Source organism: Pseudomonas sp. GW101-3H06 (genome assembly GCF_059424605.1).
Genome location: NZ_JBWKZO010000001.1, coordinates 2087217 through 2100995, shown reverse-complemented (window position 1 = coordinate 2100995; position 13779 = coordinate 2087217). Strand labels below are relative to the sequence as shown.

Sequence of the window (13779 nt, the reverse complement as noted above, 5' to 3'; positions counted from 1 at the left end):
CCCTCGGCTGTAGGGTTTTATTTCACATGATCAAATCGTTGCGTCCACTGCTGCTGGCTGGCCTACTTTTCCCACTGGCCCTCCCCGTTTCCGCTGAACCGATCAACACCGCGCTATCGCCCAACGTTGAAAAAGCCCTCAAAGCCAGCAAGTTGCAGGACAATGCCCTGTCGTTGGTGATGATTCCACTCAACGGCCCGGGCACCCCGACCATTTTCAACGCCGACGTATCGGTCAACCCGGCCTCGACCATGAAACTGGTCACCACCTACGCGGCCCTGGAAATGCTCGGCCCGAACCACCAGTGGAAAACCGAGTTCTACACAGACGGCACCCTCAGCGGCGGCATCCTCAACGGCAACCTCTACCTCAAGGGTGGCGGCGATCCGAAACTGAACATGGAAAAACTCTGGCTGTTGATGCGCGATCTGCGCGCCAATGGCGTGACCCAGGTCACCGGCGACCTGGTGTTGGATAAAAACTTCTTCACGCAACCGCAACTGCCGGAGTTCAACGACGACGGCAACGATGAGAACAAGCCGTTCCTGGTCAAGCCCGATGCGTTGCTGGTCAACCTCAAGGCCCTGCGCTTCGTTGCCCGCAACGATGGCGGTCGAGTGCTGATTTCCGTGGAACCGCCGATTGCCAGCATCCGCATCGAAAATCAGGTCAAAGCACTCAATTCCAAACAGTGCACCGGCGGTGTGCGTTACAACCCGGTCACCCAGGCCGATGGCAGCGTGACCGTCACGGTCGGCGGTCAATTGGGCGAAGGCTGCAGCTCGCAGACTTACCTGTCGCTGCTCGACCATGCGACCTACACCGCCGGTGCCGTGCGCGCGATCTGGAAGGAACTGGGCGGCAGCATTCAAGGCCGGGACGTTCTGGCGCCAACGCCGAAAGACGCCAAGGTACTGGCCCGGGCATTCTCGCCGGACCTGGCGGAAATCATCCGCGACATCAACAAATACAGTAACAACACCATGGCCCAGCAGTTGTTCCTGAGCCTCGGCCAGAAATTCCGCACCGACGCCGATGGCGACGACGCCAAGGCTGCCCAGCGCGTGGTGCGTCAGTGGCTGGCCAAGAAAGGCATCACTGCGCCGCATCTGGTAATGGAGAACGGCTCCGGCCTGTCCCGCTCCGAGCGCGTCAGTGCCCGGGAAATGGCTTCGATGCTGCAAGCCGCGTGGCGCAGCCCTTACGCCGCCGAATACATCAGCTCGATGCCGATTGCCGGTACCGACGGCACCATGCGTAAACGCCTGAAGACCACCGCGATGCGCGGTGAAGCCCACGTCAAGACAGGGACCCTGAACACTGTGCGGGCGATTGCCGGTTACAGCCGCGACGTCAACGGCAACACTTGGGCCGTGGTGGCGATCCTCAACGACAAGGCCCCGTTCGGCGCCTCGTCGGTGCTCGATCAGGTGCTGCTGGACCTGTATCGCCAGCCGAAAACGCCGCAAACCGCTTCGGTTCCATAAGACACCACAGAACCACTGTGGGAGCGAGTCGGCTCCGGGCGGCGCTCCGACGAAGACGGCAGCACATTCAACATGGATGTGTCTGATAGACCGCTTTCGCGAGCAGGCTCGCTCCCACAGGTAAAGCAAGCTCGTGACTAGTTCATCTCTCCCTGCACCCGATCCCTTCCCGCCTGCTTCGCCGCATAAACCCCCGAATCCGCGCGCAGCAATAGCGCATCCGCGCCCTCGCCGACCCGCCAGCTGGCAATCCCGAAACTGGCCGTGACGACCCCCACTTCGTCGATCGGTGCATTGCGCAGGCTTTGCCACAATTCCACCGCCAGCAGATGGGCCTGTTCGCCGCCGATGTCCGGGCACAGCACCATGAACTCTTCGCCGCCCAGACGGCAGAACACATCTGTGCGGCGCAGTCGTTGACCAATGCGCTCACACACCGCCTGCAACACCCGATCACCCACCGCATGGCCGTGCTGGTCATTGATGCGTTTGAAGTGGTCGATATCGAGCATGATCACCGACAGCTCGCCGCCACCACGCTCCACCCGGGCCATCTCGCCGGTCAGGCGCTCCTGGAAATAGCGGCGGTTGTGGATACCGGTCAGGGCGTCGGTGACCGATAGCGCGCGCAGCTCTTCTTCCACCCGCTTCATGTCGGAAATGTCCGAGATGTAGCCATGCCACAGTACGCCGCCACCGGGGAGTTCCTCCGGCGTCGCCTCTCCGCGGACCCAACGCAGGCCTCGCTGGGGCAGTTGCACTCGGTATTCCTCGCGCCAGGGACTGAGGGTGTCCGCCGAAGCGCGGATCGACGCACGGACACGAGTCGTGTCCTGGGGATGAATGCGCGTGAAGATCGCTTCAGCATTGAGCAGCAACACATCCGGTTCGAGCTCGTAGATCTCGCGAATACCGTCGCTGGCATAAATGACGCTGAAACGACCGTCGAACTCCATCTTGAACTGGTAAATCCCGCCGGGCACATGGGCGCTGAGCTTCTTCAACAACAGGTCCCGAGCTGCCAACGCCTCATGCACGCGTTTGCGTTCGGTAATGTCGATGCATACCGCCAGGTGCCCAACCCACAGGCCTTGTTCGTCGAGCACCGGAGTGGCCAGCATGTTCACCATCAAATGGCTGCCATCACCCCGCACCAGCGTCCACTCCCGCGCTTCATACCCACCCTCGATGCTGTTCTCGACCAACATCGCGTGGCAGGGTGGCACCGGCTTGCCGAATCGCGCGCTTAACTCGGCCGAACGTGCGGCGAGTTCCCGGGGCAAGTGCAGGTTTTCCAGGGTCATGTGCCCCACCACTTCGGCGGCGGCGTAGCCGAGCATTTGCTCGGCGCCGGCATTGAAGGTGCTGATCACCCCGCGCAGGTCCGTGGCGATGATCGCCACCTGGGTGGCGGCATTCAGCACCCCGCGCAACTGACCATGGGTGCCGCGCAGTTCCTGTTCGCGGGCGCGCAGTTCCTCGGTCCGTTGCTCGACCATTTTCAATGCCCGTTGTCGCTGGCTGACCAATACGTAGAGCAAGGCACTGAGCAGCACACTGAGCAAGCTTCCCAGCACCACCAGGGTGGTCACCGACGAATGATTGGCCTGCAGGAATGCCTCGCTGGGCTGGATATCGACTTGATAATCGTGATCAGCCAGGCGCAACAGCCGGGTCGCGGACAACTCGCTGACGGCGGGAGCGTTCGGCGACTCGAACAGTACTTCGTGCTGTTCATCGGTGGATAAGTCGAGGATGCGCACCGACAGATAATCACGACCAGACTCCGGCAAGCCGTCAGCCAGCAGCTGACGCATGCTGATCACCGCCATCACATAACCGAACGGCTTTCCGGTTGCGCCATCCGGGTGGTTGCGCAGCATGACCGGCGCGACCAGCAGTACACCCCGGGCATAGGCCGGTTCGATGCTGACCAGGTGCATCGGTTGCGACACCGCCATGCGCCCGTGCCGGTCGGCCCGTTCGAGGGTGGCGCGCCGCATCGGCTGCGCCAGCAAATCGTAGCCGAGCGGTGCGCCGAGTCTGCTTTGTGTCTGGCTGTACACCACCACCACATACTCATCCCGTTTGGCAGCCAATTGCAGTTGGCCGTCGGCATTGAGTTCGCGCAGCGTAAAACCGCTCAGGCCCTCATCCTGCACACGGCGCTCGAACGCCGCCCGCTGATCGCCACTGACCCGTTCGGCGAATGAATACGCCTGGGTGCGATGCAACAGAGGTAGGGTGTAGCCGTTGAATTCTTCTCGGGAAACCGAATCGGAATTGGCGAAGAAGCGGCGCAGACCATCGAGGCGCTGCTCCTGATCTTCGAAACGTTCTTCGATACGGCTGTAACGTTCACTGGCCAGCAGCTGAAAACGTTGCCGCAATTGATGTTGAAACAGATTGAGCGTCGACCAGGCCAGTAATCCCGTGAGAATCCCGCCCACGAGCAATACCAGGAGCGCGACCAGCCAGGCCGAGACATCTTCGCGGATAAAACCCAGGATTTTTGGGCGCACGGCGTGCAACGACATAAATACAACTCAGAACGCCAGGTGCGGGAAAGCCCTTTGGCCTTGAGTTGAGTTATAGCTATTAGCCACTAATTTGACCAGCGCTGAAAGAATCCAAGAGCCTTTAAAAACAAGGCTCTGTGGGTCCAGTCTTTTCGGGTATCAACGGGCCGTGATTTTCCACGCGCGGTGGATCTTGGCGTTGCGCGCAAAATCCGGATCGATGGTCTGGGCGGTGATCTCTTCGATCGCATAACGCTCGCAAAGATTGGGTTCCAGCTCGAACTTGCGGAAGTTGTTGGAGAAGTACAAAACCCCACCGGTGGCCAGCCGCGCCATGGCCAGGTCAATCAATTGCACCTGGTCACGCTGCACGTCGAAGATGCCTTCCATGCGCTTGGAGTTGGAGAAGGTCGGCGGATCGATGAAGATCAGGTCGTACTCGTCACGGCTCGCCTCCAGCCAGGCCATCACATCGCCCTGCTCCAGACGGTTCTTGTCGGAGAAACCGTTCAGCGACAGATTGCGCCGTGCCCAGTCCAGATAGGTCTTCGACAGGTCGACGCTGGTGGTGCTGCGCGCGCCGCCCTTGGCCGCATGAACACTGGCGGTGGCGGTGTAACAGAACAGATTGAGGAAGCGCTTGCCGGCCGCCTCTTTCTGAATGCGCAGGCGCATCGGCCGGTGGTCGAGGAACAGGCCGGTATCGAGGTAATCGGTGAGGTTCACCAGCAGCTTCACGCCACCTTCGTTCACCTCGACAAACTTGCCCTGCGCCGCCTGGCGCTCGTACTGCCTGGTACCACTCTGGCGCTCGCGGCGCTTGACCACCACGCGGCTCTTGTCGATGTTCAACGCCTGCGGAATCGCTGCCAGGGCATCGAACATGCGCGCCGAGGCTTTTTCCGGATCGATGGATTTGGGGGCGGCGTATTCCTGGACGTGGACCCAATCCTGATACAGGTCGATGGCCATGGAATATTCCGGCATGTCGGCATCGTAGACGCGGTAGCAGTCGATACCTTCACGCTTGACCCACTTGCCCAGGGCCTTGAGATTCTTTTGCAGGCGGTTGGCAAACATCTGCCCGCCTTCGCTCAGGCGAGGCTGCTCGACCACCGGCGCGGGGGCCGGAGTTGGCTTGATCGGGTTGCCGTTCTTGTTGTATTTGCGCTCTTGCGGCTCGCTCGGCGCCTGATCATATTCAGCCTGCTCACGCTCGGCCTGACGCTGTTCCGGGGTGCGACGTTCGCCGGTGACGAATTGATCCGGCAGCACTTTGATCAACAGCAGTTTGCACGGCAAGGCGCCGTTCCAGAACGAATACTGCTTGTGGCTGCGGATGCCCATGCGCTTGCCCAGGTCTGGCGCGCCAGTGAACACCGCAGCTTCCCAGTTCAGACAGGCCTGACGCAGACGCTCGCCGAGGTTCTGGTAGAGGTAGAGCAGGCTCGCCTCGTCACCCAGACGTTCGCCGTAGGGAGGGTTGCAGATCACCAGGCCTTTCTGGTTCTGGTCCGGACGCGGCTCGAACGTCGCGACTTCGCCCTGGTAGATTTTGATCCACTCGCTCAGGCCGGCACGCTCGACGTTATTGCGACCCGGTTGAATCAGGCGCGGGTCGGCTTCGTAACCGCGAATCCACAGCGGTGGCTTGGCCAGACCGGCGGCGGCGCGCTCGGCGGCTTCTTCATGGAGTTTTTTCCACAGCGCCGGCACGTGGCCGAGCCAGGCGGTGAAACCCCATTGCTCGCGGCGCAGGTTCGGCGCGATATCGGCAGCGATCATCGCCGCTTCAACCAGGAAGGTCCCCACACCGCACATCGGGTCCGCCAGCGCGCCGCCTTCGGCCGCGATACGTGGCCAGCCGGAACGGATCAGGATCGCTGCCGCGAGGTTTTCCTTCAGCGGCGCCGCGCCTTGCTGCAAGCGATAACCGCGCTGGTGCAGGCTGTGGCCGGACAGATCGAGGGACAGAATGGCTTCGCCACGGTCCAGACGCAGATGGATGCGCAGGTCGGGGTTGAGTTTGTCGATGGACGGACGGTCGCCCTGCGGCGTGCGCAGTTTGTCGACGATGGCGTCCTTGACCTTCAGCGCACCGAAGTGGGTGTTGTCGATACCCGAGCCATGACCGCTGAACTCGACTGCCAGGGTACCGTCATTGAGCATATGGTCTTGCCAGTCGATGTCGAGTACGCCGTGATAGAGATCTTCGGCGTCTTTCATCGGGAAACGCTTGAGCACCAGCAGCACCCGGTTGGCCAGGCGCGACCACAGGCACAGGCGATAAGCGGTTTCCATGGTGGCCATGCCGCGCACGGCAGAGGTGTGCTCACGTGCTTCCTCAAGGCCAAGCCCGACGGCTTCCTCGATAAGCAGGCCTTCAAGGCCTTTTGGGCAAGTGAGGAAGAGTTCGAAATGATCGGACATGAGGATTTCTGTGCCTTTGGCTGAGTGAACCGGCAACGCATTGCCGGCCCGGTTTTCAATCAGGCGCTTTTCTCGAAGAGCGCCCGCGTGGCACGAAGGTGTGCCGTCCCACCCTTGCTGCTCGGGTTAAAAGAGCTTAGATGCAAGGACAGATAAAAAAGTTGATGCAACAAAATGTCATAAGTCGACCCTTCGTCGAATAATCCCCACTGCAACGCGAGGCATTCTCACCAAAGGATCAACCGCTTCATCCTGCGGGGGGCCGATCATACAGGGCTTTGATCAATAAATACGCGGCGAACATCGTGTTACTTATGGCCATACCACATTAACGGTTACGTGCTTATGACAAAACGATCATTCCCTCGATGTGACGCATTGGTTAGAACTCAATACAGGTTGGCGCCGCAATGACGTCAACACCTTGGCTCGCCACGCTGGCAGCGAGCCCCCAACGGCAGAGTTTTTCTGCCTGACCTCGATTGAGGTCGACGCGATAAAAACAGTCAACAAGTGAGGGCTACACCCTATGAGAAGACTTAAGCGTGATCCGTTGGAAAGAGCATTTTTGCGCGGATATCAATATGGCGTTGGTGGCAAATCCCGTGAGCTTTGCCCATTTACTCTACCGTCGGTACGCCAAGCCTGGATTAACGGCTGGCGAGAAGGACGCGGCGACAATTGGGACGGTATGACCGGCACTGCGGGAATCCACAGACTCAACGAACTTCACGCCGTCGGCTAACACAGGGCACAACACTCCGACATACAATCTGATTACGCAACGAATTAACCACGCACGTCCCATCCGGACGGCGGGCTACGGCCCAGGGGCTCCTTCGAGGAGCCCTTTTTTATGCCCGAAAAACTACAGATGCTCATTGTGGCGAGGGGATTTATCCCCGTTCGGCGGCGCAGCCGTCGCAAAACCTGCTTGCGGGGTACTGTTGAAGAAAAACAAGGGCCGCTGCGCGACCCAACGGGGATAAATCCCCTCGCCACAAAAGCCCCTTGCGTTAGCGCAGGGCGGCGATAGCGTCGACCGACTCGCGAATCAATGCCGGGCCTTTGTAGATAAAACCCGAATAGATCTGCACCAGGCTTGCGCCCGCGGTGATTTTCTCGGCCGCGTGTTTGCCTTCGGTGATGCCGCCTGCCGCGATGATCGGCAAGCGACCGCCCAGCTCGGCCGCCAGCACCTTCACTGTGTGGGTGCTCTTGTCGCGAACCGGTGCGCCCGACAGACCGCCCGCCTCGTCGCCATGCTCCATGCCTTCGACGCCCACGCGGCTCAGGGTGGTATTGGTCGCGATGACCGCGTCCATACCGGTCTCAATCAATGCCTGGGCGACCTGGGCGGTTTCTTCGTCGGTCATGTCCGGGGCAATCTTGATGGCCAGCGGCACGTGTTTACCGTGACGCAGCGCCAGTTCCGCGCGACGTGCAGCCAGGTCGGCCAGCAACTGCTTGAGCGAGTCGCCGAATTGCAGGCTGCGCAGGCCCGGGGTGTTCGGCGAGCTGACGTTGACCGTCACGTAACTGGCTTGGGCGTAGACCTTGTCCAGGCAAATCAGGTAATCGTCGACCGCACGCTCGACCGGCGTATCGAAGTTCTTGCCGATGTTGATGCCCAGCACGCCCTTGTACTTGGCCGCCGCCACGCGGGCCAGCAGGTGATCGACGCCGAGGTTGTTGAAACCCATGCGGTTGATGATCGCCTCGGCTTCCGGCAGACGGAACAGGCGTGGCTTCGGGTTGCCCGGCTGAGGACGCGGGGTGATGGTACCGATTTCGACAAAACCGAAACCCAACTGCGCAAAGCCGTCGATGGCTGCACCGTTCTTGTCCAGACCCGCCGCCAGACCTACCGGATTCGGGAAGTCCAGGCCCATGACATTCACCGGCATCTTCGCCGGTGCCTTGCACAGCAAGCCGTTGAGCCCCAGACGCCCGCCCGCGCCGATCAGGTCCAGGGACAGATCGTGGGAAGTTTCCGGGGAAAGTTTGAACAACAGCTGACGGGCCAGGGTGTACATGGGCGGGTTGGACTCAGGGCGGCGAAAAGTGGCGGCGATTATAGCCGGGCACAGGTCCACAGGCGAGGCGCAAGCGAAAAACAGCCGGCGATGGCATATGCCTTGCACCTCCTCAGTCATCAGCACCCATGCCAACGACGGGATGCGTGCCAGGACAATGGCGTCGTTAGCCGGACTTGCGTGTGCAAGGAACCGGGACGACGCTTTTTTTTGCAAGGTGAACACGTGATGAACGAACCGTCAGCCGGCCCTCTGGCCTGGGTCAATGGCAGCGATGCCCCGGAAAAGACAGACATCAATCTGGGCTTCATGGCCCTGAGCGACTGCGCCTCGGTGGTGGTTGCCGCCACCCAGGGGTTCGCCCAGCCCTACGGCCTGACCCTGAACCTGAAGCGCCAGCCGTCCTGGGCCAATCTGCGGGACAAACTGGTCAGCGGAGAGCTCGACGCCGCCCACAGCCTGTACGGCTTGATCTATGCCGTGCACCTGGGCATCGGTGGCGTGGCCGCGACTGATATGGCCGTGCTCATGGGCCTGAACCAGAACGGCCAGAGCATCAACCTCTCCCACGGTTTACAGGGCCTGGGCGTGACCGGTCCTGAGGCACTGCACCGACACGTGCACCAATCTCGCCCAAAACTGACCTTTGCTCAGACCTTTCCCACCGGCACCCACGCCATGTGGCTGTATTACTGGCTCGCCAGTCAGGGCATTCATCCGTTGCAGGACGTCGACAGCGTGGTGGTGCCGCCCCCGCAAATGGTCGCGCACCTGCAAGCGGGCCGCATCGACGGTTTTTGTGTCGGCGAGCCCTGGTCCGCCAGAGCGGTGCAACAGAATCTGGGTTTTACCCTGGCGACGACCCAGACCATCTGGCCCGATCACCCGGAAAAAGTCCTGGGCTGCACCCGCGCCTTCGTCGAGCAATACCCCAATACCGCTCGGGCGCTGGTGATGGCAATCCTGCAAGCCAGCCGTTTCATCGAAGACAGCGCCGAAAACCGCCGCAGCACCGCGCAATTGCTCAGCGCACCGCAGTACCTCGACGCCCCGCTCGACTGCATCGAACCGCGTCTGCTGGGCGACTACGCCGACGGTCTCGGCAATCGCTGGCAAGACCCGCACGCCTTGCGTTTCCATGCTGATGGCGAGGTCAATTTGCCGTACCTGTCCGATGGCATGTGGTTCATGACCCAATTCCGTCGCTGGGGGTTGTTGCGCGACGATCCGGATTACCTCGCGGTGGCCCGTCAGGTCCAGCAACTAGACTTGTATCGAGAGGCTGCCAGTGCCGTCGGAGTCGCTTCTGCGGGCGAAGCAATGCGCAGCAGCCAGCTGATCGACGGCAGGGTCTGGGACGGGTCTGATCCGGCCGGTTACGCCCGCAGTTTCAAACTGCATGCCATGAGCGACAGCTCGCCCCTTATCGCCAGCCGCTGACAGGAGACTGCGAATATGTTGCGTATCCTGCTGATCAACGACACCGCGAAAAAAGTCGGGCGCCTGAAAGCGGCCCTGATCGAAGCCGGCTTCGAGGTGATCGACGAGTCCGGGCTAACCATCGACCTGCCCGAACGCGTCGAAACGGTGCGTCCGGACGTGATTCTGATCGATACCGAGTCACCCGGCCGCGATGTGATGGAGCAAGTGGTGCTGGTGAGCCGCGACCAGCCACGGCCGATCGTGATGTTTACCGACGAACACGACCCCGATGTGATGCGCCAGGCGATCAAGTCCGGGGTCAGCGCCTACATCGTCGAAGGCATTCATGCACAGCGCTTGCAGCCGATTCTCGACGTGGCCATGGCGCGTTTCGAAAGCGACCAGGCCCTGCGCGCGCAACTGCACGCCCGCGACCAGCAACTGGCCGAGCGCAAGCGTATCGAGCTGGCCAAGGGGCTGCTGATGAAAATGAAGGACTGCAACGAAGAAGAGGCCTATACCCTGATGCGCCGCCAGGCCATGAGCCGTCAGCAGAAGCTGATCCAGGTGGCGGAGCAAATCATTGCCATGAGTGAGTTGCTTGGCTGAAACCTGGAGTGAATGTTCTATCGCCTTCGCGAGCAGGCTCGACGCAATTCTCCCTGTGGGAGCGAGCCTGCTCGCGAATGACCGCAACACGGTCTCAAACTGTTGGCACAAATCTCGCTAGGTAATCGCTACAGGTAACCAACGGCGGTTGCCCCACCTACGACAAAGACGTCGCTCACCCCATTTGCCCCTGGCGAATCGGGTAGCGGCGTTTTTTTGTTTTGGCCCCATAGCTCGGGGCCGGTGGTGCGGCCCTGAGGCGCCCCACCTGCATGAATCCCGTTCGAGACTCCTATCAGCTGAGGTGCGCGATGAATTCAAGCTTCTGGAAATCCGGCCATACCCCGACCCTGTTCGCGGCCTTCCTCTATTTCGATCTGAGCTTCATGGTCTGGTACCTGCTCGGCCCCCTGGCGGTGCAAATCGCCGGTGACTTGCACCTGACCACCCAACAGCGCGGGCTGGTGGTGGCCACGCCGATTCTGGCCGGCGCGGTGTTGCGCTTTGTGATGGGCATGCTGGCTGATCGCCTGTCACCGAAAACCGCCGGCATCATCGGTCAAGTGATCGTCATTTGTGCGTTGTTCGGTGCCTGGAAGCTCGGGATCCACAGCTACGAGCAAGCGCTGCTGCTGGGCCTGTTCCTGGGCATGGCTGGCGCCTCTTTCGCTGTCGCCCTGCCCCTGGCATCGCAATGGTATCCACCGCAGCATCAAGGCAAAGCCATGGGCATCGCCGGGGCCGGTAACTCGGGCACCGTGCTGGCCGCGCTGATTGCGCCAGTGCTGGCAGCGGCGTTTGGCTGGAGCAATGTATTCGGCTTCGCCTTGATCCCGCTGATCCTGACCCTGATCGTCTTCGCCTGGCTGGCCAAAAACGCCCCCGAGCGGCCGAAAGCCAAGTCGATGGCCGACTACTTCAAGGCGCTGGGCGACCGCGACAGCTGGTGGTTCATGTTTTTCTACTGCGTGACCTTCGGCGGCTTCATTGGCCTGGCCAGTGCCCTGCCCGGTTATTTCAACGACCAGTATGGCCTGAGCCCGGTGACCGCCGGTTACTACACCGCGGCCTGCGTGTTCGGCGGCAGCCTGATGCGTCCTTTGGGCGGCGCCCTGGCTGATCGCTTCGGCGGCATCCGCACCTTGCTGGCGATGTACACCGTAGCGGCAATCTGCATCGCGGCCGTGGGTTTCAACCTGCCAAGTTCCTACGCGGCCCTGGCACTTTTCGTCTGCACCATGCTCGGTCTTGGGGCAGGCAACGGTGCGGTGTTCCAGTTGGTTCCACAACGCTTCCGTCGGGAGATCGGGGTGATGACCGGCCTGATCGGCATGGCTGGCGGCATTGGCGGTTTTGCCCTCGCCGCCGGCATGGGTGCGATCAAACAAAGCACTGGCAGCTACCAGATGGCGCTGTGGCTGTTCGCCAGTCTCGCTGTTCTCGCCTGGTTCGGCCTGCATGGCGTGAAACGTCGCTGGAGAACCACCTGGGGCTCGGCCGCTGTAACCGCTGCGCGCGTCTGAGGCGCCCATGAGCCTGCAACTGAGTTTTGCCGAAGCCAGCGCCATCGGTCCGCGCGACGAAAACCAGGACGCCCTGCGCCTGGTGACGCCGGCCCCGGCGCTGGCAGCCAGCAAGGGTTACCTGTTTGCCATCGCCGACGGCGTCAGCCAGTGTGCCGATGGCGGCCTGGCCGCCCGCTCTACGCTGCAGGCCCTGGCACTGGATTACTACGCCACCCCGGAAACCTGGGGTGTCGCCCAGGCACTGGATCGCCTGCTGATCGCACAGAATCGCTGGTTACAGGCCAACGGCAGTGGGCAACCGCTGCTGACTACGGTCAGTGCCCTGGTCTTGCGTGGCCGGCGCTTTACCCTGGCCCACGTCGGTGATTGCCGGGTGTATCGCTGGCATGCCGATCAATTGCAGCGGGTCAGCGAAGATCACGTGTGGAATCAACCGGGCATGCAGCATGTGCTCAAGCGGGCGTTGGGGCTCGATCAGCACCTGGTGCTGGATTTTCTCGACGGTGAATTGCGTCAGGATGAGAGCTTCGTGCTGCTCAGCGATGGTATCTGGGCGGTTCTGGGCGATACCGCGATTGCCGCCATACTGCGTGATCAACCGGATCTGGACCGCGCCGCGCAGACGCTGGTGAAGGCCGCGCACCTGGCCGGCAGCCAGGATAACGCCAGCGCTTTGCTGGTGCGGGTCGATGCCCTCGGCGAAACCAGCATTGGCGACGCGCTGATTCAGTTGCAGCAATGGCCGCTGCCGCCGACGCTGAAACCGGGCCAGGACTTCGAGGGTTGGCAGGTCGAAGCCATTCTCGGCCAGAGCCAGCAGTCACTGCTTTATCGAGTGCGTGACAGCCAGCAACAACCCTGGCTGCTGAAAACCCTGCCCAGTGCTCTGCATGATGATCACTTGGCCGGGCAAGCCTTGTTGTCGGAGGAATGGTTTCTCAAGCGTGTGGCCGGGCGACATTTTCCCGAGGTCCATGCCGCCAGTCAGCGTCAGCATTTGTACTACGTGATGCGCGAGTATTCCGGCTCCACCCTGGCGCAACTGCAGGCGCGGATCGGGACGTTGCCGCTGCCCCAGTGGCAGGACCTGGCCGAGCGGCTGCTCAAAGCGGTCGGCCTGCTGCATCGACGCCAGATCCTGCATCGAGACATCAAACCGGAAAACCTGCTGCTGGGGGACGATGGCGAGTTGCGCCTCCTGGATTTCGGGCTCGCTTACTGCCCCGGCCTGTCCGAAGACCAACCCTCTGCCCTGCCCGGAACCCCCAGCTACATCGCACCGGAAGCGTTTCGTGGTGAAGCGCCGACAGCGCAACAGGATCTGTATGCGGTCGGTGTGACCCTTTACTACCTGCTCACCGGGCATTTTCCCTACGGCGAAATCGAAGCTTTCCAGCGCCCACGGTTCGGCGTGCCCGTCAGCGCCAGCCGCTACCGTCCAGACCTTCCGGAATGGCTGGCGCTCGGCCTGGAACGCGCGGTAGCGGCGGATCCGGCTCAGCGCTTTGAAACCGCGGAAGAATGGTTGCTGCAGATAGAACAGGGGGAGCGCCGCAGCTTGAGTGTGCGCCCGCGACCTCTGCTGGAGCGTGAGCCGCTGAAAGTGTGGAGAACGTTGGCGCTGGTGTCGCTACTGATGAATCTGGCGCTGCTGTTTGCGGTATTTCATGGCTAAGCCTGCTCGCGAAGACGAACTGAACGTCGCTGCAATTGTTTCGACCTGCTCTATTACCGTTTCACAATGAGGAAA

Annotated in this window: 9 protein-coding genes; 6 read left to right on the top strand and 3 right to left on the bottom strand. The window is 61.4% G+C overall.

The features are described 5' to 3' along the window. Positions 1 to 26: 26 nt before the first annotated feature. On the top strand, positions 27 to 1487 hold the full coding sequence (gene dacB / locus AC07ZE_RS09545) for a D-alanyl-D-alanine carboxypeptidase/D-alanyl-D-alanine endopeptidase (protein ID WP_207263684.1): 1461 nt from the start codon (positions 27 to 29) through the stop codon (positions 1485 to 1487). A 137-nt stretch (positions 1488 to 1624) separates the two neighbouring features. Here the strand turns inward: dacB and AC07ZE_RS09540 are convergent, their stop codons facing one another. Then, the gene (locus tag AC07ZE_RS09540; protein WP_207263681.1) at positions 1625 to 4024 is read right to left on the bottom strand and encodes a sensor domain-containing diguanylate cyclase; all 2400 of its coding nucleotides are present in this window, start codon (positions 4022 to 4024) and stop codon (positions 1625 to 1627) included. A gap of 141 nt (positions 4025 to 4165) precedes the next feature. Further along, complete coding sequence (gene rlmKL, locus AC07ZE_RS09535) at positions 4166 to 6436, bottom strand: bifunctional 23S rRNA (guanine(2069)-N(7))-methyltransferase RlmK/23S rRNA (guanine(2445)-N(2))-methyltransferase RlmL (protein WP_207263673.1); 2271 nt, start codon at positions 6434 to 6436, stop codon at positions 4166 to 4168. 529 nt (positions 6437 to 6965) lie between these two features. Here rlmKL and rmf point away from each other — a divergent pair. Beyond that, positions 6966 to 7181 carry a ribosome modulation factor gene (gene rmf, locus AC07ZE_RS09530; protein ID WP_003223300.1) on the top strand — a complete coding sequence of 72 codons (216 nt, stop codon included), beginning with the start codon at positions 6966 to 6968 and terminating at the stop codon, positions 7179 to 7181. A 271-nt stretch (positions 7182 to 7452) separates the two neighbouring features. Here the strand turns inward: rmf and AC07ZE_RS09525 are convergent, their stop codons facing one another. Beyond that, a complete protein-coding gene (locus AC07ZE_RS09525) occupies positions 7453 to 8472 on the bottom strand; it encodes a quinone-dependent dihydroorotate dehydrogenase (RefSeq protein ID WP_207263664.1) in 1020 nt (339 codons plus the stop codon). Between the two features lie 228 nt (positions 8473 to 8700). On the opposite strand from AC07ZE_RS09525, the gene AC07ZE_RS09520 reads away from it, so the two are divergent. The 4 genes from AC07ZE_RS09520 to AC07ZE_RS09505 all read left to right on the top strand — a co-directional run bounded on the left by AC07ZE_RS09520 (position 8701) and on the right by AC07ZE_RS09505 (position 13704). Then, positions 8701 to 9912 carry a CmpA/NrtA family ABC transporter substrate-binding protein gene (locus AC07ZE_RS09520; protein WP_207263662.1) on the top strand — a complete coding sequence of 404 codons (1212 nt, stop codon included), beginning with the start codon at positions 8701 to 8703 and terminating at the stop codon, positions 9910 to 9912. Positions 9913 to 9927: 15 nt separating this feature from the next. Then, positions 9928 to 10503: an ANTAR domain-containing response regulator gene (locus tag AC07ZE_RS09515; protein ID WP_175391245.1), complete on the top strand. Its 576-nt coding sequence runs from the start codon at positions 9928 to 9930 to the stop codon at positions 10501 to 10503. Between the two features lie 311 nt (positions 10504 to 10814). Further along, positions 10815 to 12026, top strand: a complete 1212-nt coding sequence (locus AC07ZE_RS09510) for a nitrate/nitrite transporter (RefSeq protein WP_095197293.1) — start codon at positions 10815 to 10817, stop codon at positions 12024 to 12026. Positions 12027 to 12033: 7 nt separating this feature from the next. Continuing rightward, positions 12034 to 13704 (top strand): bifunctional protein-serine/threonine kinase/phosphatase, encoded by a 1671-nt coding sequence (locus tag AC07ZE_RS09505; RefSeq protein ID WP_207263660.1) that lies wholly within the window; start codon positions 12034 to 12036, stop codon positions 13702 to 13704. The last annotated feature ends 75 nt before the right edge of the window (positions 13705 to 13779 follow it).

Excerpts from the sequence above, each read along its gene's own strand:
- dacB (WP_207263684.1), top strand. The coding sequence starts at position 27 with ATGATCAAATCGTTGCGTCCACTGCTGCTGGCTGGCCTACTTTTCCCA.
- AC07ZE_RS09540 (WP_207263681.1), bottom strand. The coding sequence starts at position 4,024 with ATGTCGTTGCACGCCGTGCGCCCAAAAATCCTGGGTTTTATCCGCGAA.
- rlmKL (WP_207263673.1), bottom strand. The coding sequence starts at position 6,436 with ATGTCCGATCATTTCGAACTCTTCCTCACTTGCCCAAAAGGCCTTGAA.
- rmf (WP_003223300.1), top strand. The coding sequence starts at position 6,966 with ATGAGAAGACTTAAGCGTGATCCGTTGGAAAGAGCATTTTTGCGCGGA.
- AC07ZE_RS09525 (WP_207263664.1), bottom strand. The coding sequence starts at position 8,472 with ATGTACACCCTGGCCCGTCAGCTGTTGTTCAAACTTTCCCCGGAAACT.
- AC07ZE_RS09520 (WP_207263662.1), top strand. The coding sequence starts at position 8,701 with ATGAACGAACCGTCAGCCGGCCCTCTGGCCTGGGTCAATGGCAGCGAT.
- AC07ZE_RS09515 (WP_175391245.1), top strand. The coding sequence starts at position 9,928 with ATGTTGCGTATCCTGCTGATCAACGACACCGCGAAAAAAGTCGGGCGC.
- AC07ZE_RS09510 (WP_095197293.1), top strand. The coding sequence starts at position 10,815 with ATGAATTCAAGCTTCTGGAAATCCGGCCATACCCCGACCCTGTTCGCG.
- AC07ZE_RS09505 (WP_207263660.1), top strand. The coding sequence starts at position 12,034 with ATGAGCCTGCAACTGAGTTTTGCCGAAGCCAGCGCCATCGGTCCGCGC.